This is a genomic window from Variovorax sp. GW822-FHT04A09 (assembly GCF_058801005.1).
The window spans coordinates 69,444-93,067 of record NZ_JBXAMV010000006.1; the positions used below are offsets into that span (position 1 = coordinate 69,444).

At 69.6% G+C, this 23,624-nt stretch carries 19 protein-coding genes; 11 read left to right on the forward strand and 8 right to left on the reverse strand.

Features of this window, described 5'->3' with window-relative positions:
• The first annotated feature begins 22 nt into the window (after positions 1-22).
• Complete coding sequence (locus tag AC1RLW_RS25985) at positions 23-211, forward strand: hypothetical protein (protein WP_056577413.1); 189 nt, start codon at positions 23-25, stop codon at positions 209-211.
• Positions 212-227: 16 nt separating this feature from the next.
• Here the strand turns inward: AC1RLW_RS25985 and AC1RLW_RS25990 are convergent, their stop codons facing one another.
• On the reverse strand, positions 228-1,358 hold the full coding sequence (locus AC1RLW_RS25990) for an ABC transporter substrate-binding protein (protein ID WP_062477357.1): 1,131 nt from the start codon (positions 1,356-1,358) through the stop codon (positions 228-230).
• A 185-nt stretch (positions 1,359-1,543) separates the two neighbouring features.
• On the opposite strand from AC1RLW_RS25990, the gene uvrA reads away from it, so the two are divergent.
• The 5 genes from uvrA to AC1RLW_RS26015 all read left to right on the forward strand — a co-directional run bounded on the left by uvrA (position 1,544) and on the right by AC1RLW_RS26015 (position 12,040).
• Positions 1,544-7,294: an excinuclease ABC subunit UvrA gene (gene uvrA, locus AC1RLW_RS25995; protein WP_493195625.1), complete on the forward strand. Its 5,751-nt coding sequence runs from the start codon at positions 1,544-1,546 to the stop codon at positions 7,292-7,294.
• A 117-nt stretch (positions 7,295-7,411) separates the two neighbouring features.
• Complete coding sequence (gene ocd, locus AC1RLW_RS26000) at positions 7,412-8,461, forward strand: ornithine cyclodeaminase (RefSeq protein WP_307638102.1); 1,050 nt, start codon at positions 7,412-7,414, stop codon at positions 8,459-8,461.
• Between the two features lie 34 nt (positions 8,462-8,495).
• The gene (locus tag AC1RLW_RS26005) at positions 8,496-9,542 is read left to right on the forward strand and encodes a histone deacetylase family protein (RefSeq protein WP_493195626.1); all 1,047 of its coding nucleotides are present in this window, start codon (positions 8,496-8,498) and stop codon (positions 9,540-9,542) included.
• A 106-nt stretch (positions 9,543-9,648) separates the two neighbouring features.
• Complete coding sequence (locus tag AC1RLW_RS26010) at positions 9,649-10,617, forward strand: Bug family tripartite tricarboxylate transporter substrate binding protein (protein WP_062477370.1); 969 nt, start codon at positions 9,649-9,651, stop codon at positions 10,615-10,617.
• Positions 10,618-10,843: 226 nt separating this feature from the next.
• A complete protein-coding gene (locus tag AC1RLW_RS26015; RefSeq protein ID WP_062477373.1) occupies positions 10,844-12,040 on the forward strand; it encodes a porin in 1,197 nt (398 codons plus the stop codon).
• Positions 12,041-12,168: 128 nt separating this feature from the next.
• Here AC1RLW_RS26015 and AC1RLW_RS26020 read toward each other — a convergent pair whose 3' ends face one another.
• A complete protein-coding gene (locus AC1RLW_RS26020) occupies positions 12,169-12,993 on the reverse strand; it encodes an HAD-IIB family hydrolase (RefSeq protein WP_493195627.1) in 825 nt (274 codons plus the stop codon).
• A gap of 95 nt (positions 12,994-13,088) precedes the next feature.
• Between AC1RLW_RS26020 and AC1RLW_RS26025 the strand changes: the two genes are divergently transcribed.
• The 5 genes from AC1RLW_RS26025 to AC1RLW_RS26045 all read left to right on the forward strand — a co-directional run bounded on the left by AC1RLW_RS26025 (position 13,089) and on the right by AC1RLW_RS26045 (position 18,248).
• Entirely contained in the window at positions 13,089-14,084 is a 996-nt protein-coding gene (locus AC1RLW_RS26025; protein WP_159272795.1) for an ABC transporter ATP-binding protein, read from the forward strand.
• Positions 14,085-14,092: 8 nt separating this feature from the next.
• Positions 14,093-14,935, forward strand: coding sequence for an ABC transporter permease (locus AC1RLW_RS26030; RefSeq protein WP_493195628.1), 843 nt, complete (start codon positions 14,093-14,095; stop codon positions 14,933-14,935).
• An 85-nt stretch (positions 14,936-15,020) separates the two neighbouring features.
• Positions 15,021-16,211, forward strand: coding sequence for a hypothetical protein (locus AC1RLW_RS26035; protein ID WP_493195629.1), 1,191 nt, complete (start codon positions 15,021-15,023; stop codon positions 16,209-16,211).
• Positions 16,208-17,248: a DNA methyltransferase gene (locus AC1RLW_RS26040; RefSeq protein WP_493195630.1), complete on the forward strand. Its 1,041-nt coding sequence runs from the start codon at positions 16,208-16,210 to the stop codon at positions 17,246-17,248. The genes AC1RLW_RS26035 and AC1RLW_RS26040 overlap by 4 nt, the downstream gene beginning before the upstream one ends.
• Positions 17,249-17,444: 196 nt before the next feature.
• Positions 17,445-18,248: an ABC transporter permease gene (locus tag AC1RLW_RS26045; protein ID WP_493195631.1), complete on the forward strand. Its 804-nt coding sequence runs from the start codon at positions 17,445-17,447 to the stop codon at positions 18,246-18,248.
• 4 nt (positions 18,249-18,252) lie between these two features.
• Here the strand turns inward: AC1RLW_RS26045 and AC1RLW_RS26050 are convergent, their stop codons facing one another.
• From AC1RLW_RS26050 to phaP, 6 genes are all read right to left on the reverse strand, one after another.
• A complete protein-coding gene (locus AC1RLW_RS26050) occupies positions 18,253-19,881 on the reverse strand; it encodes a peptide chain release factor 3 (RefSeq protein WP_062482912.1) in 1,629 nt (542 codons plus the stop codon).
• Positions 19,882-19,947: 66 nt separating this feature from the next.
• Entirely contained in the window at positions 19,948-20,541 is a 594-nt protein-coding gene (locus tag AC1RLW_RS26055; protein WP_139706027.1) for a GNAT family N-acetyltransferase, read from the reverse strand.
• A 25-nt stretch (positions 20,542-20,566) separates the two neighbouring features.
• The gene (locus AC1RLW_RS26060) at positions 20,567-21,640 is read right to left on the reverse strand and encodes an alpha/beta fold hydrolase (RefSeq protein ID WP_307584315.1); all 1,074 of its coding nucleotides are present in this window, start codon (positions 21,638-21,640) and stop codon (positions 20,567-20,569) included.
• On the reverse strand, positions 21,637-22,077 hold the full coding sequence (locus AC1RLW_RS26065; protein ID WP_493195632.1) for a hypothetical protein: 441 nt from the start codon (positions 22,075-22,077) through the stop codon (positions 21,637-21,639). The genes AC1RLW_RS26060 and AC1RLW_RS26065 overlap by 4 nt, the downstream gene beginning before the upstream one ends.
• Positions 22,078-22,120: 43 nt before the next feature.
• Positions 22,121-23,050 (reverse strand): alpha/beta fold hydrolase, encoded by a 930-nt coding sequence (locus AC1RLW_RS26070; protein ID WP_493195633.1) that lies wholly within the window; start codon positions 23,048-23,050, stop codon positions 22,121-22,123.
• 22 nt (positions 23,051-23,072) lie between these two features.
• Positions 23,073-23,570 carry a TIGR01841 family phasin gene (phaP, locus tag AC1RLW_RS26075; RefSeq protein WP_062482351.1) on the reverse strand — a complete coding sequence of 166 codons (498 nt, stop codon included), beginning with the start codon at positions 23,568-23,570 and terminating at the stop codon, positions 23,073-23,075.
• Positions 23,571-23,624: the final 54 nt, after the last annotated feature.

Below are 23,624 nucleotides of genomic sequence, written 5' to 3' on the forward strand. Positions count from 1 at the left end.
ATCTTCTCAGGAGACAGTACCCATGTGGAAAATCGTTGTCGGCTTCGTCATCTTCGCCGCCATTGCCCTGTATGTGATTTCGATGGGCGGCGACAAGATCGACATGTCCGGCGAGAAGCACGGCGGCGACACGACGCACGCCCCCGCACCGGCGGCCACGCCGGCGCCTGGCGCGTCGGCACCGGCTGCCGCGGCCTCCGCCGCGAAGTAACGCAACGGGGCGCGCGTCAGCGCTTGAAGCGGCCTTCGCTGATGATCGCGAGGTCCGCGAAGTCGATGCCGCTGTGGTCCTGCGGCGAGTAGCTCACCTCGAGCCCGCCGCCCAGGTCGTAGCCCTTGAGGCTTTCGAGCGCCGCGAGCACCTTGGCGCGCGTGGGCTTGGGGCCCGCGCGGCGCAATGCCTCCACCAGCACCTTGGCCGAGGCGAAGCCCTCGAGCGCGGCCGGCGACAGCTCGCCCTGGCCCTTGGCGCGGGCGAGCGTCAGCGCCTCCTTCACCATCGGCTGGCCCATCGAGCGTTCGCTGGGGAACACCTGCGTCACGATCACGCCGCGGCTGGCGTCGCCCAGCTGCTTGATGAAGCCCGACGAGGCGTTGTTCGACAGCGTGACCACCTGCGCCGCCGAGCCCGCGGCGCGCAGCGCCTTGATGCCGTCGACCACCGCCACGCCCGAGCCGATCCACACCACCGCCTGCGCGTCGGCCTTCATGATGGCGGGCACGATGGTCTTGTAGTCGGGCTTCTCGCGGTCGGCCGGCACGGTCGCGATCGGCTGGGCCTTGCCCTTGGTGAAGCCGTTCATCGCGCCCTGCAGCGCGTCGGCGCCGAACGAGTCGGTCACGTGGACCACGGCGATGCGCGTCAGGCCGATGGTCAGCAGGTGCTGCACCGCCTTTTCGGCCTCGCGCTGGTAGGTGGCGCGCACGTTGAACACGTGCTTTTGCAGTGGTTTGTGCAGCACCATCGCGCCGGTCGAGGGGCCGATGAGCGCCACCTCGTTCTTGTCCAGGTAGGGGATGATGGCCTGCGAGTGCGGCGTGCCGCGGCTCATGAAGAGCGCCAGCACCTTCTTGTCCTCGATCAGCACGCGCGCGTTATCGCCCGCGCGCTTGACGTCGAAGGCGTCGTCCATGCGGATGACCTCGATCTTCTCGCCGTGGATGCCGCCCTGGGCATTGGCCGCGTCGATCACCAGCTGCGCGCCGCCGATGGTCTCGTTCACGCTGGCGGCCACCGAGCCGGTCATGCCCGCGGTCTGGCCGATCACGATCTGGGCCGAAGCGCCCATTGCGCACAGCGCCAGCAGGGCCGCCACGCCGAGCGCGTGCCGTGAACCTGCCACTTTCTTCTTCGTCATGAAAGCCTTTCGGAGCCTTCGGGAGACTCGCTGAACAATTGTGAAAACAAATGTCGCATTTGTTTCATAAAGTGTCTTTGGACGCATCCAGACAAACCCCTGCGCGGGCGCCGCCCATGCGCCGGCGTGGGCCGAAGCGTCACGAAGCACTCCCTAGAATGTTTGCCCCACCCCCCAAGGCACTCATGACACAGGGCTCCATCCGGATTCGCGGCGCGCGCCAGCACAACCTCCAGAACCTCGACCTCGACATCCGCACCGGCGAGATGACCGTGGTCACCGGGCCCAGCGGCTCGGGCAAGTCGAGCCTCGTGTTCGACACCCTCTACGCCGAAGGCCAGCGCCGCTACGTGGAGACCTTTTCCGCCTACGCGCGCCAGTTCCTGGACCGCATGGACAAGCCGGCCGTCGACAAGGTGGAGGGCGTGCCGCCCGCCATCGCCATCGACCAGACCAACCCGGTGCGCTCCTCGCGCTCCACGGTCGGCACGATGACCGAGCTGAACGACCACCTGAAGCTGCTCTACGCGCGCGCGGCCCAGCTGTTCGACCGCGAGACCGCGCTGCCGGTGCGCCACGACTCGCCCGACAGCATCTATGCGCAGATCGCCGAGCGCGCGGCCGCCGCGGGCGACCCGCGCATCGTCATCACCTTCCCGGTCGAGCTGCCGGCCGGCACCACGGCGGACGAAGTGACGCAGTGGCTGTCCGCCAGCGGCTTCACGCGCGTGCAGGCCGAGCGCGAGGTGGCCACGCCCACCGGCCCGCGCAAGGTGCTCGATGTGGTGGCCGACCGCTTCCGCATCTCGAGCGCGGAGCGCGCGCGCGTGGTCGAGGCGATCGAGGTGGCGCTCAAGCGCGGCAGCGGGCGCGTCACCGTGCATGCGACCGGCGCGGAAGAGAACGCACCCACCGACGTGTGGAAGTTCTCGACCGGGCTGCACTGCCCTGAAAGCGACATCCGCTACACCGACCCCATCCCGTCGATGTTCTCGTTCAACTCGGCGGTGGGCGCCTGCGACACCTGCCGCGGCTTCGGCCGCGTGATCGGCGTCGACCTGGGGCTCGTGATCCCGAACGACAAGCTCACGCTGCGCGCCGGCGCCATCAAGACCATCCAGACGCCCGCGTGGAAAGAGGCGCAGGACGACCTCATGCGCCACGCCGAGGCCGCCGGCATTCCGCGCGACACGCCGTGGAACAAGCTCACCGAGGAGCAGAAGCACTGGGTGATCGAAGGCACGCCCAACTACAAGGACGGCAACTGGAACAAGCAGTGGTACGGCGTGCGCCGCTTCTTCGGCTACCTGGAGAGCAAGGCCTACAAGATGCACATCCGCGTGCTCTTGTCGAAGTACCGCAGCTACACGCCGTGCCCCGTGTGCAGCGGCGCGCGCCTGAAGCTCGATCCGCTGCTGTGGCGCATCGGCAGCAAGGACGACGCCGACGCGGTGCTGCCGCCTGAAAAGCGCTTCCTGCCCACCGGCGCGAAGTGGAGCCGCGCGCAGCTCGAGGCGCTGCCCGGCCTGTGCCTGCACGACCTGATGCTGCTGCCCATCGAGCGGCTGCGCAAGTTCTTCGACCGCGTGGAGCACCACGGCAACGGCAGCCCTGCCAGCGAAGGCGAGGCGCAGGCGCTGAAGCTGCTGTTCGAGGAAATCACCACGCGCCTGCGCTACCTGCACGACGTGGGCATCGGCTACCTCACGCTCGACCGCCAGAGCCGCACGCTCAGCGGCGGCGAGGTGCAGCGCATCAACCTCACCACGGCGCTGGGCACCTCGCTGGTGAACACGCTGTTCGTGCTCGACGAGCCCAGCATCGGCCTGCACCCGCGCGACATGAACCGCATCACCGAGGCCATGCTGCGCCTGCGCGATGCGGGCAACACGCTGGTGGTGGTGGAGCACGACCCGGCCGTGATGCTCGCGGCCGACCGCGTGATCGACATGGGCCCCGGCCCCGGCGCGCGCGGCGGGCAGATCGTGTTCGACGGCGGCACCGACCAGCTGCGCGACGCCGACACGCTCACCGGCCAGTACCTGGGCGGACGCAAGAAGATCGGCATGGGCTTCAAGCGGCTCGTGAGCGAGAACACGCACCGGCTCATCCTCGAAGGCGTGCGCGAGCACAACCTGAAGAACATCACGGTCGACTTTCCGCTCGCGCGCCTCGTGTGCGTGACCGGCGTGAGCGGCTCGGGCAAGTCCACGCTCATCCAGGACGTGCTGGCACCCGCGCTCATGCGCCACTTCGGCAAGGCCACCGAGACGCCGGGCGCGCACGACCGCATGCTCGGCGCCGACCACCTGGGCGACGTGGTGTTCGTCGACCAGTCGCCCATCGGCAAGACCGCGCGCTCCAACCCCGCGAGCTACGTGGGCGCGTGGGACGCCATCCGCGAAATCTTCGCCACCGCGGCGCTGTCGCGCCAGCGCGGCTACACCGCGAGCAAGTTCAGCTTCAACTCCGGCGACGGGCGCTGCCCCACCTGCGGCGGCTCGGGCTTCGAGCACGTCGAGATGCAGTTCCTGTCGGACGTGTACCTGCGCTGCCCTGATTGCGACGGCAAGCGCTACCGGCCCGAGATTCTCGAAGTGAAGATCGAGCGCAAGGGCCGCGGCTACAACGTGGCCGACATCCTGGAGCTCACCGTGGCCGAGGCTGCGGCGCTGTTCGATACCGACCGCGACGTGCTGCGCGTGCTGCAGCCCATCGTCGACGTGGGCCTGGACTACGTGAAGCTCGGCCAGCCCGTGCCCACGCTGTCGGGCGGCGAGGCGCAGCGCCTGAAGCTGGCGGGCTTCCTGGCCGAGGCGGCCAAGAGCGCGACCGCGAGCCGCCAGATGGTGGCGCGCAAGGGCACGCTGTTCCTGTTCGACGAGCCGACCACCGGCCTGCACTTCGACGACATCGCGCGTCTGATGCGCGCGCTGCGCAAGCTGCTCGACGCGGGCCATTCGCTCATCGTCATCGAGCACAACCTGGACGTGATCCGCGCCAGCGACTGGCTCATCGACCTCGGCCCCGAAGGCGGTGACGCCGGCGGCCAGGTGGTGGCCGAGGGCACGCCCGAGCAGCTGCGCGAGAACCGCGCCTCGCTCACTGGCGCGGCGCTGGCCGACTACGAACTCGCCGTCGGTCCGGGCGCCTACAAGGTGGCCGAGCGCGCCGCGCGGCGCTACATCGCCAACGCGAAGACGGCGCCCGGCGGCAACGCCATCGAGATCGTCAACGCGCGCGAGCACAACCTGAAGAACCTCAGCGTGGACATTCCGCGCGGCAAGTTCAGCGTGGTGACGGGCGTGAGCGGCTCGGGCAAGTCGACGCTGGCGTTCGACATCCTTTTCAACGAAGGCCAGCGCCGGTATCTCGAATCGCTCAACGCCTATGCGCGCAGCATCGTGCAGCCGGCGGGCCGGCCCGAGGTGGACGCGGTGTACGGCATTCCGCCCACGGTGGCCATCGAGCAGCGCCTGTCGCGCGGCGGCCGCAAGAGCACGGTGGGCACCACCACCGAGGTGTGGCACTTCCTGCGCCTGCTGTACGTGAAGCTGGGCATCCAGCATTGCGTGCACGACGGCGCGGCCGTGCAGCCCCAGACGCCCGACAGCATCGCCGCGCAGCTCATGCGCAACTTCAAGGGCCAGCACATCGGCCTGCTCGCGCCGCTGGTGAGCAACCGCAAGGGCGTGTACACCGAGCTGGCCGACTGGGCGCGTCCGCGCGGCTTCACGCATCTGCGCGTGGACGGCGACTTTTTGCCGACCACGGGCTTTCCGCGCATCGACCGCTTCAAGGAACACAGCATCGAACTGCCCGTGGCCAGCCTCGACGTGCTGCCCTCGCAGGAGAACGAGCTGCGCGCGGCGCTCACCAAGGCGCTCGAGCACGGCAAGGGCGTGGTGCACGTGCTGAGCGAACTCGACGGCCTGCGCGCCGCCATGATGGCCGGCGTGTCCGCCGTGGGCATTGGCCGCGTGCAGGTGTTCTCCACGCTGCGCGCCTGCCCGGTGTGCAGCACCAGTTATGCCGAGCTCGATCCGCGCCTGTTCAGCTACAACAGCAAGCACGGCTGGTGCCCCGACTGCGTGGGCACGGGCGTGAAGCTCAGCAAGGACCAGCGCAAGGTCTTCGACGATTCGATCCGCGACGACGACAGCAAGGGCCGCGAGCAGACCTTCGCCGAGCCCGAGGTCGAAGACCTGGCCGACGTGGCCTGCCCGACCTGCGAAGGCACGCGCCTGAACGCCACCGCGCGCGCCGTGGGCTTCGGCACCGCGGCCGACGGCTCGGGCGGCATCGGCATCACGCAGCTGGCGCGCATGAGCGTGACCGAGGTGCGCCAGTGGTTCGAAGGGCTGGTGCTCAACGGCCGCGAAGCCGAGATCGCACGCGACCTCGTGCCCGAGATCAAGAGCCGCCTCGAATTCCTCGAGGAGGTGGGCCTGGGCTACCTCACGCTCGACCGTGGCGCGCCCACGCTCTCGGGCGGCGAGGCGCAGCGCATCCGCCTGGCGGCGCAGCTGGGCAGCAACCTGCAGGGCGTGTGCTACGTGCTCGACGAGCCGACCATCGGCCTGCACGCGCGCGACAACCAGATCCTGCTGAACGCACTGCACAAGCTCGGCGAGAAGGGCAACACGCTGGTGGTGGTGGAGCACGACGAAGACACCATCCGCCGCGCCGACCACATCATCGACATCGGCCCCAGCGCCGGCAAGCGCGGCGGCCGCCTCGTGGCCGAGGGCACGGTGGCCGACATCCAGAAGGCCGGCGATTCGCAGACCGGCCGCTACCTGCGCGACGCCATCAAGCATCCGCTGCAGGCGCGCCGCCTCATTCCCTCGCCCGACCCGAAGGCCGAGGACAGCGGCAACTGGCTGACCGTGCACGGCGCCGACCTGCACAACCTGCAGGACGTGACCGCCACGCTGCCGCTGCACCGCCTCGTGGTGGTCACCGGCGTGAGCGGTTCGGGCAAGTCGACGCTCGCGCGCGACGTGCTGCTGGCCAGCGTGCAGGGCATCGTGGTGCAGCGCATGACCAAGGCCGGCCGCGACGCCGATGCCGCGGGCAAGCGCCCGGCCTGGGTCGGCTGCCGCGGCGTCGACGGCTACGAGGTCATCGACCGCGTGCTCGAGGTCGACCAGACGCCCATCGGCAAGACGCCGCGCAGCTGCCCCGCCACCTACATCGGTTTCTGGGACACCATCCGCAAGCTCTTCGCCGACACTCTCGAGGCCAAGGCGCGCGGCTACGGCCCGGCGCGCTTCAGCTTCAACACCGGCGAAGGCCGCTGCCCGGGCTGCGAAGGCGCGGGCGTGCGCACCATCGAGATGAGCTTCCTGCCCGACGTGAAGGTGCCGTGCGAGGTCTGCCACGGCGCGCGTTTCAACCCCGAGACGCTGGCCGTGAGCTGGCGCGGCAAAAGCATCGGCGACGTGCTGAAGATGGAGGTCGACGAGGCGGTGGAGTTCTTTGCCAGCATGCCCAACATCGCGCATCCGCTGCAGCTGCTGAAGGACGTGGGCCTGGGCTACCTCACGCTGGGGCAGCCGTCGCCCACGCTGTCGGGCGGCGAGGCGCAGCGCATCAAGCTGGTGACCGAACTCAGCAAGGTGCGCGACGACATCACCCGCCGCGGCCAGAAGGCGCCGCACACGCTGTACGTGCTCGACGAGCCGACCGTGGGCCTGCACATGGCCGACGTCGAGAAGCTGATCCACGTGCTGCACCGGCTGGTGAACGGCGGCCACAGCGTGGTGGTGATCGAGCACGACCTCGACCTGATCGCCGAAGCCGACTGGATTCTCGACCTCGGACCCGAAGGCGGCAACGCCGGCGGACGCATCGTGGCGGCGGCGCCGCCGGAGGAGGTGGTGCGATTGGGTACGCACACTGGCGTAGCTCTTAAGGCCGTGTTGGCACGTTGACGCGCACAGGCGCACAATGGCTTGAACCCTTGGCGCAGGCGCATCCTGAATCAGCCATGGTGGAGACCGTGTGAACGGATGAAGCGCCGTGCCGGGGGCTACGCAAGGAGCCGCGCCATGACCCGCTTCATCGATGTTCACAGCCTGGTTCGCCTGGTGGATGAGACCGGCGTCCCGGAATTCCTCGTCACGCTGGCCGACGCGCTGCGCGACGACTTCCTGCGATGGCGCGAGTTCGACAAGAAGGCGCGCGTGGCCAGCCATTCGCACCTGGGCGTGATCGAGCTCATGCCCGTGGCCGACGACGGCGCCTATGCCTTCAAGTACGTCAACGGCCACCCGCACAACACGCAGGTCGGCCTGCCCACGGTCATGGCCTTCGGCGTGCTGGCCGAGGTCGACACGGGCTACCCCGTGCTGCTGTCCGAACTCACGCTCACCACCGCGCTGCGCACGGCCGCCACCTCGGCCATGGCCGCCAAGGCGCTGGCGCGGCCCGATGCGCGCAGCCTGGCGCTGATCGGCAACGGCTCGCAGAGCGAGTTCCAGGCGCTGGCCTTCCATGCGCTGCTGGGCATCGAGCAGGTGCGCGTGTTCGACATCGACCCGCGCGCCACCGACAAGCTGGTGCGCCACCTCGCGGCCTGCACGCCGATGGAGATCGTGCGCGCCGACTCCACCGCCGAGGCGGTGCGCGGCGCCGACATCGTGACCACCATCACCGCCTACCAGGGCCACGCGACCGTGCTCACGCCCGAGATGATCGAGCCCGGCATGCACATCAACGCCGTGGGCGGCGATTCACCCGGCAAGACCGAACTGCACCCCGACGTGCTGCGCGGCGCGCGCGTGTTCGTCGAGTACGAGCCGCAGACGCGCATCGAGGGCGAGATCCAGCAGCTGGCGCCCGACTTCCCGGTGCACGAGCTGTGGCGCGTGCTGCTGGGCGAAGTGCCGGGCCGCGAGCGGCCGGAGCAGGTGACGGTGTTCGACTCGGTCGGCTTCGCGCTGGAGGACTACACGGCGCTGCGCTGCATCCAGCAGCTGGCGCTGGAGCGCGGGGTGGGCCGGCAGATCGCGCTGGTGCCCGAGCTCGACGACCCGAAGGACCTGTTCGGCCTCACCGCCTCGGGGCGGCGCCGGGCGGTGCTGCGGCGTGCGGCATGATGGCAGGCCCTGTCGCCACGCCCTTCGCCGCTTCATGCTCACCATCTACAACGACCAGCACGCACTGCACCAAGGCCAAGTCGAAATGTTCCGGGGCGAGCTGGTGCCCTGCTTCGAGGTGCCCGCCCGCGTCGACCATGTGAGGCACGAGCTCGAGCGGCGCGGCCTTGGCCCGCTGCAGGCGCCCGACGCGTTTGACGAGGCGCTGCTGGCGAAGGTGCACGCACCGCGCTACCTCGACTTCATCGCGCATGCCTGGGACGAGTGGGTGGCGCTCGATGCCGCCAACGCCACGCGCGACGCGCTGCCCTCGTACTGGCCCACACGCGGCATGCGCACCGACGTGCTGCCGAAGAGCTTTCCCGCGCGCCTGGGCCTCTTTTCGTTCGATGCCGGCACGCCGCTGACGGCCGGCAGCTGGGCCGCCGCGCGCCATGGCGCGGCCTGTGCGTGGACGGCGACGCAGCGCGTCCTCGGCGGCGAGCGCAGTGCCTTCGCGCTCACGCGTCCGCCGGGCCACCATGCGGGCGCCGACTTCTTCGGCGGCTACTGCTTCGTCAACAACGCCGCCGTCGCCGCGCAGGCGCTGCGCGATGCGGGCGTCGAATGCGTGGCCGTGCTCGATGTCGACTACCACCACGGCAACGGCACCCAGGCCATCTTCTACGAGCGCAGCGACGTGCATTTCGCCAGCCTGCACGGCGACCCGCTGACCGACTACCCCTACTACCTGGGCCACGCCGACGAGCGCGGCGCGGGCAAAGGCGAAGGCTTCAACCACAACCTGCCGCTGCCGCGCGGCACCGGCTTCACGGCCTGGCGCGCGGCGCTGCGCACAGCGCTCGACGGCATCGCGAAGGTCAAGGCCGGCGCGCTCGTGGTCTCGCTCGGTGTCGACACCTTCGAGGGCGACCCGATCTCGGGCTTCAAGCTGAAGAGCGACGACTACCTGCGCATGGGCGAAGACCTCGCGCGCGCTGGCTTGCCGACGGTGTTCGTGTTCGAGGGCGGCTATGCGGTGGCCGAGGTGGGTGTGAACGCGGTCAACGTTCTCGAAGGCTTCGCGCAAGCCGCGGGCTGAGGGGGCGAGTAGCCCTGGCGACAGCAGTCGGGTGAGCCCCGATTGCTGCACCGGGCGGGGCAGGGCCCAATGCGCGGCTCGATCCACGCTTCAGGAGCCTTCCGTCATGTTTCGCCGTTCCCTTCTCCGTGCCGCCACGCTGGCCGCCTGCGGCCTCGCCGCGCCGCTGGCGGTGCTTGCACAGGCCTTTCCCGCGAAGCCCATCAAGCTCGTGATCGCCTTTCCCGCGGGCGGCCCGACCGACATCACCATGCGCCAGCTGGCCGACAACGCCAGCAAGATCCTGGGCCAGCCCGTGATCATCGACAACAAGCCCGGCGCCGGCGGCACGCTGCCCGCGCAGGCGCTGCAGACCGCGCAGCCCGACGGCTACACCGTCGCGCAGATTCCGCTGGGTGTGTTCCGCCTGGGCTACACCACCAAGATCAACTGGGACCCGCTCAAGGACATCAGCTACGTGCTGAACGTCACCGGCTATGCCTTCGGCATCGTCGTGCCGGCCGACAGCCCCTTCAAGACCTGGGCCGACTTCGTCGCCTACGCCAAGGCCAACCCCGGCAAGCTCACCTACGGCTCGACCGGCAACCTGACCAGCCCGCACCTCACGACCGAGATCGTGGCGCAGAAGGCCGGCATCCAGCTGCAGCACGTGCCCTACAAGGGCAGCGCCGACCTGATGCTGGCCGTGGTCAGCGGCCAGCTCATGGCGGCGGCCGACAGCACCGGCTTCGCGCCGCAGGTCGAGGCCGGCAAGCTGCGCGTGCTCAACACCTGGGGCGAGAAGCGCCTGGCCAAGTTCCCCGACGCGCCCACGCTGAAGGAGCTGGGCTACGACGTGGTGCAGAACTCGCCCTTCGGCATCGGCGCGCCCAAGGGCACCCCGCCCGAGGTCGTGAAGAAGCTGCACGACGCCTTCAAGCAGGCGATGGAAGAACCGAGCTACGTGGCCTCGCTCGGCCGCTACGACATGCTGCCCAACTACATGAGCTCGGCCACGTACACCAAGTTCGCGCAGGACACGGTGGTGCGCGAGAAGGTGATCATCGACAAGCTGGGGTTGGCGAAGGAGAAGTAAGCGCCACCGAAAAAGGGGGAGGCGTGCGCTGCGCCTACCCCGATCTGCGACCGCTGTCCTGAACTCACCCCCTATACCCCTCCGCAATCTAGGCGTTAACCCTATGTAATCCCTTTGTCTTCCAGTGAAGGAAAACTCGGACCCAGTCTCGCGGCAACAAGGCCCGGACGTCCCAAAGTCGCGCCCGGTCTCGGCGCAGCGGCATCCCCCTCCTGGAGTGACACCAATGAAAAAATCCCTGCTTGTTCTGGCTGCCATCGCAGCCTGCGGCGCCGCGTCGGCGCAATCGACCGTGACCCTGTTCGGCGTGGTCGATGCCGCCTACCGCAACGTAGCGAACAAGAGCGTTTCGACCACCCCCTTCGGCCCCGCCTACAGCGTGAAGGCCAGCCGCACCGAGCTGGCGAATTCGGGCCTGAGCTCGAGCCGCCTCGGTTTCCGCGGCGTGGAAGACCTGGGCGGCGGCCTGTCGGCCAGCTTCTGGCTCGAAGCCCCGATCACGAATGACGACGGCGCCACCGGCGTCTCGAACTTCACCCGCCGCTCGACCGTGAGCCTGGCAGGCAGCTTCGGCGAACTGCGCCTGGGCCGCGACAAGACCGCGACGGTGATGAACGAAGAACAGTTCGACCCGTTCGGCGACACCGGCATCGGCGGCTCGCTGATCATCGACGCCAACGAAGCCAGCGTGCCGGGCAGCGGCTACGGCAGCAACGGCACCTACAAGCGCGCCAGCAACATGGTGCAGTACTTCCTGCCGCGCCTGGGCGGCTTCTACGGCAACGTGGCCTACGGCCTGGCCGAGCAGACGCGCCTGTCGCCCGACACCGCCGCCAGCACCAACACCGGCCGCCACATCGGCGGTCGCCTGGGCTACACGACGGGCCCGTTCGACATCGCCGCCAGCTACGCGCAGAACGACACCAGCTTCACGACCGGCAGCGGCGCCGCCGCCGTGGCACGCCCGGGCAAGGTCAAGACCTTCAACCTCGGCGCGACCTACGATTTCGGCGTGGCCAAGCTGTTCGGCGAAATCTCGCGTTCGAAGGACGAGCGCAACGCGCTGAACATCTTCACGCCCGGCCAGGACGTGGACCTCACCGGCTACCTGCTGGGCGTGACCGTGCCGGTCGGCCCGGGCGTGATCCGCGCGTCGTACTCGCAGGTCAAGTACGACTTCAACCGCGTGCCCGTGTTCGGCGTGAACAACGCCGATCCGAAGGCCAGCAAGCTCGCGCTGGGCTACGTGCACAACCTGTCCAAGCGCACCGCGCTGTACGGCACGGTCGCGCGCGTCAGCAACAAGAACGGCGCGGCGCTCACGGTGGGTGCAGGCCCGTCGTACGCCACCACGTTCAACCGCACCGCGCTGCAGGCCAAGAGCTCGATGGGCTACGAGTTCGGCATCCGCCACACGTTCTGATGTCCTGAAGGGTCGCGCATCGCGCGACCCTCACCCCTGCAAGTTTCTCCAAGGGTCGTTCAACCGGTCCATTCGGCCCGCCCTGCGCGGGCCTTTTTTTCGTGCGCGACGCCCGCGCGGCGCGCGGCTCAGCGCGCCGACAGCACCGCCTGCGCGGCCTGCGCGAACCCCGCGCCGCGCTCGCCCTGCGTCACATAGCGCGGCAGGTGCTCCAGCTGCGGCACGAAGCGCGCCACGTTCGCCACGCCGATGCTGTGCGCGAAGCTGCGGAACATCAGCTGGTCGTTGGTGGAATCGCCCACGTAGGCCCAGCGCTCCATCTCGTCGTCGAGCGTGCGGCCCCAGAGCTCGCGCACGATCCAGCGCGCGCCCTCGAGCTTGTCGTTGTCGCCGTACCAGCCGTTGATGTGGATGCTGCTCACGGTGGCGTGCATGCCTTCGCCGCGCATCAGCGCGACGACGCGCGCGATGGTGTCGTCGCTCAGCGTCACGAACTCGCTGTGGTCGATGGCGATGTCGGTCTCGCGCCCCGGCGAATCGGTGGCACGGCCGGCGCCCGGAATCTCGCGCTCGATGCGCGCCAGCACGGCCTGCATGCGCGCGAAGTTGGCGGCGCGCGTGGCGGCGTCCTGCTGGTAGCGCTTTTCGACACCGCCACCGGCCGCAGGGCGCAGCGCCACCGCGCCGTTCTCGGCCACGATGGCATCGACCGGCCAGCTGTTCACGAAGGGCAGGCTCCAGCCCACGGGCCGGCCGGTGATCGCGACCACGGCGAGGCCCGCGGCCTTCAGGTCGGACAGCGCCTTCAGCGCATCGGGCGTGATCGCGCCGTCGGTGGTGAGCGTGTCGTCGATGTCGGTGAACACGCCGACCAGCGCCGCGCGCGCGTCGGCGGGCCAGCGCGTGAGCGGCAGCAGGTGGTGGGGCGAGGCGGGCAGGGGAGGCGAAGACATGGACAGGATTCTCGAAAGGGCCCGTGATCGTACCGGCGCTTTCGTGTAGCATCCCGCCCCCGCCGCGCTTTCAGGCCGGCGCGGCACCGTCCACCATGCCTCACATCCTCGTCGACAACCTGCGCAAGACCTACCGCGTGTCCGAGCGCGACCCCGGTCTGCGCGGTGCGCTGCGCGGCCTGCTGCAGCGCCGCCACCGCACGGTGGAGGCGCTGTCGGGCGTGTCGTTCGCGCTGGAGCGCGGCGAGCTGCTGGGCTTCATCGGGCCGAACGGCGCGGGCAAGTCGACCACCATCAAGATCCTCTCGGGCATCCTGCGGCCCGACGGCGGGCGCGTGGAAGTCGACGGCCGCGACCCCTTTGCCGACCGCGAGCGGCACGTGGCGCGCATCGGCGTGGTCTTCGGCCAGCGCACGCAGCTGTGGTGGGACCTGCCCGTGGGCGACGGCTTCGACCTGCTGCGCGACATCTACCGCGTCGATCCGCAACGCTACCGCCGCACGCGCGACGAGCTGGTCGCGCTGCTGCACCTGGAGCGCGTGCTCGACCAGCCGGTGCGCCAGCTGTCGCTGGGCCAGCGCATGCGCGCCGAGATTGCAGCGGCGCTGCTGCACGAGCCCGACATCCTGTTCCTCGACGAGCCGACCATCGGCCTCGACGCGCCTTCGAAGCTCGCCGTGCGCGACTTCGTGCGCCGCGCCAACCGCGAGCGCGGCACCACCGTGCTGCTGACCACGCACGACATGCACGACATCGAGGCCCTGGCCCAGCGCGTGATCGTCATCGGCCACGGCCGCGTGCTGGCCGACAGCCCGGTCGAGGCACTGCGCGCGCAGGTGATGGCCGAGCGCCGGCTGGTGGTCGACTTTGCACAAGATGCCACGCTGCCCGCGCAGGTCGACGGCGCCACCGTGCATTCGCGCGACGGCCAGACGCTGGTGCTCGACTTCGACCCCAAGCAGACCCCCGCGCCCGCGCTCATCGCCCGCATCGCCGGCGCGCACGCCGTGGAAGACATTCGCCTCGAAGGCCTCGCGATCGAAGCCGTGATCGCGCGCTTCTACGCCATGCACGGAGCGGCCGAGGCGTGAGGCCGGCCATGGGCCCGCGCGACCTCGCCCGGCCGTATGTCGCGGCGTTCGTCTCGCGCTTCCTGCAGATGCTGCAGTACCGCACCGCGGCGCTCGCGGGCTTTGCCACGCAGTGCTGGTGGGGCGGCATCAAGGTGATGGTGTTCGCCGCGTTCTACAGCGGCAGCGCCATCGCGGGCGCGGCCTCGTCGATGTCGCTGGCCCAGGCCATCACCTACACCTGGCTCGCGCAGGGCCTGCTGGTGCTGATGCCCTGGCTCGGCGACCCCGAAGTGGCGCAGGCCGCGCGCACCGGCGCGGTCGCCTACGACCGGCTGCGCCCGGTGGACGCCTACGCGCTGTGGTTCGCGCGCACCGCAGGCTGGATCGCGGCGCGCCTGCTGCCGCGCGTGGCACTGATGGCGGCCTTCGCCGCGGTCGCATTGCCGCTGGTGGGGCTGGGCGACTGGGCCTGGCAATTGCCCGCGAACGCGGTGGCCGGCGCGGCGTTCCTGCTGTCGGTGGTGCTGGGCCTGTTGCTCTCGACCGCGATGGTGATGCTGCTCAACGTGGCGACCACGGCGGCGCTCAACGAGCGCGGCATCCAGGCGGTGGCGACGCCCGTGGTCATCGTGTTCTCGGGCAACCTGCTGCCGCTGGTGCTGCTGCCCGACGCCTGGCAGACCGCGCTGCTGGTGCAGCCGCTGGCGGGGCTGTTCGATATTCCGGCGCGGCTGTACTTCGGGCACCTGAGCGGCTGGCATGCGCTGGCCGCGCTGGGGCTGCAGTGCTTCTGGATCGTCGCGCTGGTCGCGTTCGGGCGGATGGCGATGGGGCGCACGATGCGCAGTCTGCAGGTGCAAGGTGGCTAGGGTGATGGGCGCGCGCAGGGAGCCACTCCCGCCCTCGGAGGCAGCGCTGTCGTATGGTGGCGGGTGCGACAACCCCGCCCCTGCCATGTGCCCCGTCATTCCCGTCGAAGCCGATACGCCGACGCCCCCCGCTGCACGGACCGTGACCTGCGCGATCGACCAGATCGCCGTGGCCGATCTGCCGCGCAGCGCGAGTTCCCCGCTCTTCGAACGCCTTCGCCGCTCCGTGCGCGGGGTGACCCTTCGCACGCCGCCTTCGAACGAGGCCGCGCGCTGGCACACGCACACGATCGGCGGCGTCGCGCGGCGCCTTGCGCAGCCCCTCACGTTCACGCCGTACGCCTCCGTGAAGCCTTGTTCGGCTCGTTGCGGCTTCTGCTCGGAAAACCTGCGCAAGACCGACGGCGGAACCTCGGCGTCCCGGCTGCGTCCGGCGCCCGACTACTTCGACGGCCTGTTCCGCGCGCTGCGGGCCCTGCGCGACGTGCCGCTGTCGTGGTCGCTCTCGGGCCTGGAAACGAGCGACGACGCCGACTGGATGCTCCGGCTGCTGCACACGCTGGCCGCGGGCGAAAGCGAAGGCCCGGTGGTCGAAGACCGTGTGCTCTATACCAACGGCGCAGGCTTTGCCGGACCGCAGGGCGAGGTGCTGCGGCGCGCGCTGCAAGGCTTCGGAATGAGCTGGCTGGAGCTGTCCCGCCACCACCACGACGGCGCGGTCAACCAGGCCATCATGCGGTTCCGGCCCGAGGTGGCCATCGGCGATGCCGCCGTGTTCGAACGCACCGCGCGCCAGCTCGCCGATGCGGTGGCGCTGCGGCTCGTGTGCATCCTCCAGCGCGGCGGCGTCGCGCAGCCGACCGACGTGGCCGCGTACCTCGCGTGGGCACGGCAATGCGGCGCCGGCACCGTCGTCTTCCGGGAGTTCTCGCGGCTCGACGACGGCTATCGCGACAACGCCACCGCGCGCTATCTGCGCACGCAGCGGGTCTCGATGGACGCGCTGCTGACGGCCTGCCTCGATGCCCCCGACATCTCGCGCGGGTGGACCCTCGAAAGCCTCACCGAGGGCTACTACTTCTGGAACCTGCGCCTGCGCACCGACAGCGGCCTGACGGTCGTCTTCGAAAGCGCCGACTACGGCGCCATGCACGCGCGCCACGCGACCGGCGACGTCTACAAGCTCGTCTACTTTGCCGACGGACAGCTCTGCGCCGGCTGGGAGCCGGGGCACGACGTGCTGCTCGACACGCGCACCGCGAAGGCCTGTCCATGACCAGTCACAGCTGGCTGATGCTCGACCATGAATCGCCGCGCTACCGCCTGCCGGACGACCTGCGCGCGCGGGACCCGATGGGCGGGCGCGATTGCGGATGGGTCGAGCAGATGCTGCCCTTCGTGCGCCGGTTCTCGCAACCGGGCGACACGGTGTTCGATCCGTTCGCCGGCTTCGGCACGACGCTGCTCGCGGCGCGCCTCGAGCAGCGCCAGGCCCTGGGCTGCGAAGTCGATGCAGGCCGCCTCGACCTCATCCGCGAGCGGCTGGCACGCCACGGCCTCGCCCACGGCACGACGCTCCTGCACGCCTCGTGCGATGCGCTCGAAGACGCAGCGCTCCCGCCCTTCGACCTGTGCCTGACGAACGTCCCCTACTTCGGTTGCCGCTGGACCGGTGCGCAGGCAACGTCCCAGCTTTACGACAGCCCGAGCTACGCGCAGCACCTCGACGGCCTGCGCAATGTCTTTCACCGCGTCCGCGCCGGATTGCGCGAGGGCGGCGCCTGCATCGCGATGGTGGAGAACCTCCGGATCGGCGATCGCGTGCTGCCGCTGGCCTTCGATCTCGCCCGCATCCTGGGTTCGCTCTTCACGATGGAGGAGGAGCGCGTGCTGGTCTATCCGCACGACGCGGCAGACAACGACACTGATGCCCGCACCGACCGGCGCCACGAACACGCGCTGGTTTTTCGCAAGCAGCGCGAGCGCATCGACCTGTCGGCCACCGCTGCGCTGCTCGATGCGATGCGCGCCGCAGGACACGTCTTCACGCTGTTCGGCAGCTTCGCGCGCTGGCAGCAGGACCCGCAGGGCACGCCGCCCGCAGACGCCGACATCCGCGTCGACGCCGACCCGCAGCGCCTGGACACCCTGCTGCGATGGCTGCAAGGGCAGGGCTTCTCGGTGACGAGCTGGGGCGACCCGGTCACCGCGCCCCTTCGCCTCGACAGCTACCGCGACCGCTTCTACTTCCGAGCCGACCGCATCGATGCCCGCGGCGCATTGATCAGGCTCGACATCTGCTACGAGCAATGAGTGGCATGACGCAATTCGCACAGCGGTGGATCGACCGGCACAACGACCGCGCTCGGTGTGCGCAGGACACTGGGTGCTTCCCGCAGCGAAATCAAGGAGGAGGGCGAAGCCCGGGGGACATTCGCGGAGGGAAGTACCCGGTGGCCTGTGCACGCGCCCTGAACCACGGCGACACAGGCCGCGAGGGCCATTGAAGATGGGCGCCCTCCCTCTCTTCTTCCGCCTCATGGCCGCCTCCATCAGCGGCCAGGCCAGGTACCCCGCGTCCGCGTTGCTGCTGACCCTCGGCCAGTTCCTCGGCACAGGCATCGAGGTCGTCGCCGTCTGGGCGCTGTTCCATCGCTTCGGCGAGGTGCAGGGCTGGGGCATTGGCGAGGTCGCGCTGTTCTATGGCCTCGTGAACTGCATGTTCGCCCTCGCCGACGCACTGGGCCGCGGCTTCGACGTGCTGGGCACCGAGTTCCTGCGCACCGGCACCTTCGACCGCTTGCTGCTGCGCCCACGTCCGCTCGCGTTGCAGCTCATGGGCCACGATGTGCGCATCAGCCGCCTCGGCCGTCTGCTGCAGGGCCTGCTCGTGCTGGCTTTCGCGACCGTGCAGGCCGACATCGCATGGACCCCCAGCGCCGTGGCAATCGCAACGTTCGCCCTGGCCGGCGGCATCGCGCTGTTCCTCGGCATCCTGGTGCTACAGGGCACGCTGTCGTTCTGGACCGTCGAAAGCCTGGAGATCGCCAACGTGCTCACCTATGGCGGCGTGCAGGCGGCGCAGTACCCGCTGGCGCTCTATGCGCAGTGGTTCCGCCGCGTGCTGACCTTCATCGTGCCGCTGGCCTGCGTGGCGTACTACCCGGTGCTGGCGATCCTGGGCAAGCCCGACCCGCTGGGCGCGCCGGCCTGGGTGGGGTGGGTGTCGCCGCTCGCAGGCTTCGTGTTCCTCGCGGCGGCGTTCGGTGCGTGGCGCATGGGGCTGCGCCACTACACCTCGTCGGGCAGCTAGCCGATCAGCCGGCGCTCTGCAGCGCCAGGCCCGCGTGCTCGCGCAGCGGATGGAAGTGGATCTTCGGAAAACGCTCCTGCGCCAGCCGCACGTCGTAGGGCGAGGTGCACAAAAAGGCCAGCGTGTCGGCCGCATCCTTGGCCATGCGCACCGGGTACGCGTGGACGAACTCGCGCAGCTCGGCCGGGGTGTCGGCCGTGATCCAGCGCGCGCCCGTGTACTGGCAGCCTTCGAGCCGCACGTCGGCGTCGTACTCGGCCTTCAGGCGGTGCTGCACCACTTCGAACTGCAGCTGGCCGACCGCGCCCAGCAGCATCGGGCCGCCGACCTCGGGGCGGAAGACCTGGATCGCGCCTTCTTCGCCGAGCTGGGCCAGGCCCTGCTGCAGCTGCTTGGTGCGCAGCGGGTTCTTCAAAATCACGGTCATGAACAGCTCGGGCGCGAAGAAGGGCAGCCCGGTGAACTGCAGGTTCGCGCCGTCGGTGATGGTGTCGCCCAGCTGCACGCCGCCGTGGGTGGTGAAGCCCACGATGTCGCCGGCGTAGGCCTCTTCCACCGCCTCGCGGCGCTGGCTCATGAAGGTCACGACGCTGGTGGGGCGCAGTTCCTTCGCGGTGCGCTGCACCTTCAGCTTCATGCCCGGCGTGTACTTGCCCGAGGCCATGCGCACGAAGGCGATGCGGTCGCGATGGTTGGCGTCCATGTTGGCCTGCACCTTGAAGACCACGCCCGCGAAGTCCTTGTCCTCGGGCTGGATCTCTTTCACCACCGGCTGGCGGTTGACCAGCGTGGTGCTGGTGCGCGACTGCGGCGAGGGCGCCAGGTCGACCAGCGCGTCGAGCACTTCCATCACGCCGAAGTTGTTCACGCCGGAGCCGAAGAACACCGGCGTCTGCTTGCCGGCCAGGAAGGCCTCGCGGTCCCAGGTGGGCGAGGCGCCGGTGGCCAGTTCCATGCTTTCCATGGCGTGCTCGAAGTCGGCGCCGAAGCGCTTGACGAGCGTGTCACGCTCGCTCAGCGGGATGGTCTCGAAGTCGTGCGGCAGCCGCTCGCTGCCCGACTCGAACACCGTCATCGCCTGCGTGCGCAGGTTCATGATGCCGCGGAAGCTCTTGCCCTGGCCCACGGGCCAGGTCATGGGCACGCAGGGCATGCCGAGCTCGCGCTCCACCTCGTCCAGGATGTCCAGCGGCTCGCGCACTTCACGGTCCATCTTGTTGACGAAGGTGATGATGGGCGTGTCGCGCTGGCGGCAGACCTCGATCAGCCGGCGCGTCTGCGCTTCCACGCCGTTGGCCGCGTCGATCACCATCAGCGCCGAGTCGACGGCGGTGAGCACGCGGTAGGTGTCTTCCGAGAAGTCCTTGTGGCCGGGCGTGTCGAGCAGGTTGATCACGTGCTCGCGGTACACCATCTGCATCACCGACGAGGCCACCGAGATGCCGCGCTGCTTCTCGATTTCCATCCAGTCGGAGGTGGCGTGGCGCGAGGCCTTGCGCGCCTTCACCGAGCCGGCGATCTGGATCGCGCCCGAGAACAGCAGCAGTTTTTCGGTCAGCGTGGTCTTGCCGGCGTCAGGGTGGGAAATGATCGCGAAGGTGCGACGGCGGCGGGTTTCGGCGAGAAAAGACAAGGTGGGCAATCTGCAGGGGAATCCCCCGATTTTAGGAGGCCGCCCCGCCAACCCCGGGCTGTAGGCCTAAAACGCCTCCGTCACCCCGTACGCCCGCATCTGCGCCTCGACCTGCGCCGCGTCCTGGCTCAGCACCACGAGGTCGTGCGCCTTGCCCTCGCGGTCCTTCACGTGGCGCGTGAGCAGGGCCTCGGGCCGGAAGCCCAGGGCCTGGAAGACGGCGATGGCGCCGCGCTGGTCGACGGTCATCTGGGCGACGATCTTTTCCTGCCCGTGGGCGAAGGCCAGCGCGCAGCCCTCCTGCGCCAGCTGCTGGCCCAGGCCGCCGCCGCGCAGCGCGGGCGACACCAGCACGCGCAGCTCGGCCACGTGGCCCGACCACGAATGCGGGTCGCGGATGACGGCGGCGCAGCCCAGCACGGCGCCGTCGCGCACGGCGAGCACGCTGTCGATGTCGCCGCGCTCGATGGCGCGGACCCAGGCGGCCATCACCTTGGGCTCGGTGATGTCGCGCGGCAGAAAGAGCAGGTCGTGCGCCGGCAGCGCCTGCGCGAAGGCCAGCACGGCGGGGGCGTCGGCGCCGGTCATCAGGCGCAGGGCGATGTCGCCGTCCGCGTGGGAAACGGTGCGCGGGTAGGTGCGGGAAGAAGAGGCGGTCATGAGCGTAGGGGGATGGTTGTGTTCGTCAGGTGGAGCGCACGCCCAGCCACTCGTCGAGCTTGGGCCACAGCCGCCGCACGGCGTTGGTGCCGGCCGCCAGGCTCACGTGGCCGCCCTTGAGCACCACCTCTTCCTTGTCGGTGGAGCCGATGCCGGCGATCAGCGGCTGGCCCGCCTCGTAGGGCACGATGTGGTCGTGCTGCGCCAGCGCGTGCAGCACCGGCACGGTGATGTTCTTCAGCAGCACGGGGCGCCCGCCGAGCACCAGCTCGCCCTTGTGGAGCTTGTTGTCCCACATGAGCTCCTTCACGGTCTGGCGGAAGTACTCGCCGGCCAGCGGCAGCATCTCGGCGCCCCAGCGGTCGAACATGCGGTACGACTTGACGAACTCGTCGTTGGCCATGTTGTCCCACAGCTGCACCAGCCCGGCACCGCGCCCGGCGGGGCGCAGCATGTCGAAGGAGGCGAACAGCATCTCGGGCGGCACGTTGCCCACGGTGTCGATGAGGCGGTCGACGTCGAAATAACGCCGGTCGGACCACGCGTGGAACAGCTTCATGCGGCTGAAGTCGATCGGCGTGGTGAAGAGCGCGAGGTTCTTCATCGGCCCGCCGGGGTGCAGCGCCGCGTACAGCGTGGAGAGCACGCCGCCCATGCAGTAGCCGGCGATGGTCACGTCTTCCTCGCCCGAGTCTTCCTGCACGCGGCGGATCGAATCGGGAATGAAGTCGAGCACGTAGTCCTCGATGCGCAGGCGCTTCTCGTCGGGGCGCGGCGCGTTCCAGTCCATCACGTAGACGTCGTAGCCCTTGAGCAGCAAATACTCGACCATGCTCTGGCCTGGCGCGAGGTCGAAGATGTAGGCGCGGTTGGTGGTGGCCATCACCATCAGCACCGGCACGCGGTAGATCTCGTCGACCATCGGGCGGTAGTGGTACAGGCTCAGCGTGCCGCGCCGGTGGATCTCGTCCTTGGGCGTGAGGCCGACAGCGGGCGCGGTCGAGGTCAGGAAGTCCAGCCCCTTGATGTTGCGCTGGATCGTGCGCTCGATCTCGCCGCGGATGTCGGGCAGCTGGAAGGTGTCGGGCGGCGCGCTCATGGGCGGCGCTTTCCAGTGGGGCGTTTCTTGGGGGCGGCGGTCTTGGCGGCAGGTGCGGGCACTGCCGCCGCCGGCGGTTGCTTGGTGCGACGCGGCCGTGGCGGTGCAGTGGCCGTATCGGCGGTCCGCGCGGCCGGCCCGGCCCCGCCTTCCAGCGCGCGGCGGATGCCCGCCAGGTGGTCGTCGATGCGGTGCAGCTGCTCGCCCAGCGCCTGCAGGTCGGTGCGCGTGGGCAGGTTCAGCAGCGTGAGGTAGCGCGCCATCAGGTCGCCCACCGCCTTCTGCGCGGTGAGCGAGGCGTTCATGCCGCCGTGCATGCCCTGGCGGAACGGGTCCGAGGCCATGGCTTCGTTGGCGAATTCGTTGGTGCTTTTTTCCCACTGGGCCGTGAGCTCGCGCCACAGGGCCATGGGATCGAGGGACGGAAACTGGTTCATGAAAACACCTCCGTCTGGGTTCGTTGTCGTGTCTCTTTTTTCTTCAGTGATCGTCGCGCCGCGCCGCCCGTGCGGTGTGCGCGGCGATGGCCTCGATGATCTGCGGCCACATCGCGATCGGCAGCGCATGGCCCATGCGCGGAATGCGCAGCAGCGTCGCGCCGGGAATGGCCTCGGCCACGTCGACGCCGCAGGCCACGGGCACCAGCGGATCGACATCGCCGTGGATCACCAGCGTGGGCACCTGCACCGCGCGCAGCGCCGGCTTGCGGTTGCCCGACGCGAACACGGCCGCCAACTGCCGCGCCACGCCGCCCGGGTTGAGGCCGCGCAGGAAGGCGAGCTGCGCGCGTTCGGCGTCGCGCGCCTCGTCGAGCGGAAAGGCGTCGGGGCCGCGCAGCACGCGCCACAGCTTGGCGTGGTGCGGCAGGTAGGCCTCGAAGCTCGTCGGCGCGGGCGCGAACAGCACCGCCAGCGCCTCGGCCGTGGGCGGCGGCAGGGCCGGGTCGCCGGTGCTCGACATGATGCTGGTGAGCGAGCGCATCCGCCCCGGGTGATGGATGGCCATCTCCTGCCCGATGGCGCCGCCCATCGACGCCCCCACGACGTGGGCGCGCGCGATGCCCAGCGCGTCGAGCAGGCCGGCGCAGTCGTCGGCCATGTCGCGCAGCGTGTAGGGCACCTGCAGCGGGCGCCCGGCCATGGCCTGCAGCATCAGCGCCTGGATGTCGGGCACGCCGGCGTGCGGCAGGTGGGTGGAGTGGCCGATGTCGCGGTTGTCGAAGCGGATCACGTGGTGGCCGCCGGCCTGCGCCAGGGCGGCGCAGAACGCGTCGTCCCAGGCGACCATCTGGGCGCCGAGGCCCATGACCAGCAACAGCGGCGGCGCCTCGGGGTCGCCGAAGCTGTCCCAGGCCAGTTCGATGCCGTTGGCGCGGGTGCGCCGTTCGGTGCGGGGCGCGACGGCGGTCATGCGGGCCTTTCTTTTCTTCTTGTTACTTGCGCTGCAGCAGCTTCGTGACCTCGTCCACGTTGGCCTGGATGCGCTGGCGCACCACGTCGAAGGCGTCGGCCTGCGACTTGGCGGCCAGGGTGGCCAGTTCCTTGATGTCGTCGACGGCGCGCTGGAACGACTGGCGGCCCAGCTCGTCGAGCTTGGCGAGGTTTTCCTTCGGGTCCTTGCCCGGCATCGCCTTGGCGGCGGTCTGCCATTCGGCGATGGCGGTCTTGATCATTTCGGTCTGTCGCTGCACCACGGTCTGCAGGCCCTGGTAGGACTTTTCATTGGCCTGCATCAGCGCCTGCAGGTCCTTGCGGCCGCTGTCGAGCAGCTTGCCGGCGCCGCCGGTCAGGTTCAGGTTCTGCAGGCGCTCGGCCATGCCCTTGAGGTTCTTCATCGGATCGAGCATGTCCGCGGCGGACGGCGCCGCCTGCTTCGCGCCGGCGCTGCTGGCGGTGGTTTTTTTCGCGGCGGCTTTCTTGGCAGTGGCCATGGTGCGGAATCTCCTGTGTCGGGTGATGAAAACAATCGAACGGGTGGATGCAGG

What these genes read in the sequence shown, in the direction of transcription:
- AC1RLW_RS25990 (WP_062477357.1), bottom strand. Translation starts at nt 1,358, where the DNA reads ATGACGAAGAAGAAAGTGGCAGGTTCACGGCACGCGCTCGGCGTGGCG.
- ocd (WP_307638102.1), top strand. Translation starts at nt 7,412, where the DNA reads ATGACCCGCTTCATCGATGTTCACAGCCTGGTTCGCCTGGTGGATGAG.
- AC1RLW_RS26060 (WP_307584315.1), bottom strand. Translation starts at nt 21,640, where the DNA reads ATGAGCGCGCCGCCCGACACCTTCCAGCTGCCCGACATCCGCGGCGAG.
- AC1RLW_RS26040 (WP_493195630.1), top strand. Translation starts at nt 16,208, where the DNA reads ATGACCAGTCACAGCTGGCTGATGCTCGACCATGAATCGCCGCGCTAC.
- AC1RLW_RS26035 (WP_493195629.1), top strand. Translation starts at nt 15,021, where the DNA reads ATGTGCCCCGTCATTCCCGTCGAAGCCGATACGCCGACGCCCCCCGCT.
- AC1RLW_RS26065 (WP_493195632.1), bottom strand. Translation starts at nt 22,077, where the DNA reads ATGAACCAGTTTCCGTCCCTCGATCCCATGGCCCTGTGGCGCGAGCTC.
- AC1RLW_RS26030 (WP_493195628.1), top strand. Translation starts at nt 14,093, where the DNA reads ATGGGCCCGCGCGACCTCGCCCGGCCGTATGTCGCGGCGTTCGTCTCG.
- AC1RLW_RS26045 (WP_493195631.1), top strand. Translation starts at nt 17,445, where the DNA reads ATGGGCGCCCTCCCTCTCTTCTTCCGCCTCATGGCCGCCTCCATCAGC.
- phaP (WP_062482351.1), bottom strand. Translation starts at nt 23,570, where the DNA reads ATGGCCACTGCCAAGAAAGCCGCCGCGAAAAAAACCACCGCCAGCAGC.
- uvrA (WP_493195625.1), top strand. Translation starts at nt 1,544, where the DNA reads ATGACACAGGGCTCCATCCGGATTCGCGGCGCGCGCCAGCACAACCTC.
- AC1RLW_RS26005 (WP_493195626.1), top strand. Translation starts at nt 8,496, where the DNA reads ATGCTCACCATCTACAACGACCAGCACGCACTGCACCAAGGCCAAGTC.
- AC1RLW_RS25985 (WP_056577413.1), top strand. Translation starts at nt 23, where the DNA reads ATGTGGAAAATCGTTGTCGGCTTCGTCATCTTCGCCGCCATTGCCCTG.
- AC1RLW_RS26010 (WP_062477370.1), top strand. Translation starts at nt 9,649, where the DNA reads ATGTTTCGCCGTTCCCTTCTCCGTGCCGCCACGCTGGCCGCCTGCGGC.
- AC1RLW_RS26020 (WP_493195627.1), bottom strand. Translation starts at nt 12,993, where the DNA reads ATGTCTTCGCCTCCCCTGCCCGCCTCGCCCCACCACCTGCTGCCGCTC.
- AC1RLW_RS26070 (WP_493195633.1), bottom strand. Translation starts at nt 23,050, where the DNA reads ATGACCGCCGTCGCGCCCCGCACCGAACGGCGCACCCGCGCCAACGGC.
- AC1RLW_RS26025 (WP_159272795.1), top strand. Translation starts at nt 13,089, where the DNA reads ATGCCTCACATCCTCGTCGACAACCTGCGCAAGACCTACCGCGTGTCC.
- AC1RLW_RS26055 (WP_139706027.1), bottom strand. Translation starts at nt 20,541, where the DNA reads ATGACCGCCTCTTCTTCCCGCACCTACCCGCGCACCGTTTCCCACGCG.
- AC1RLW_RS26015 (WP_062477373.1), top strand. Translation starts at nt 10,844, where the DNA reads ATGAAAAAATCCCTGCTTGTTCTGGCTGCCATCGCAGCCTGCGGCGCC.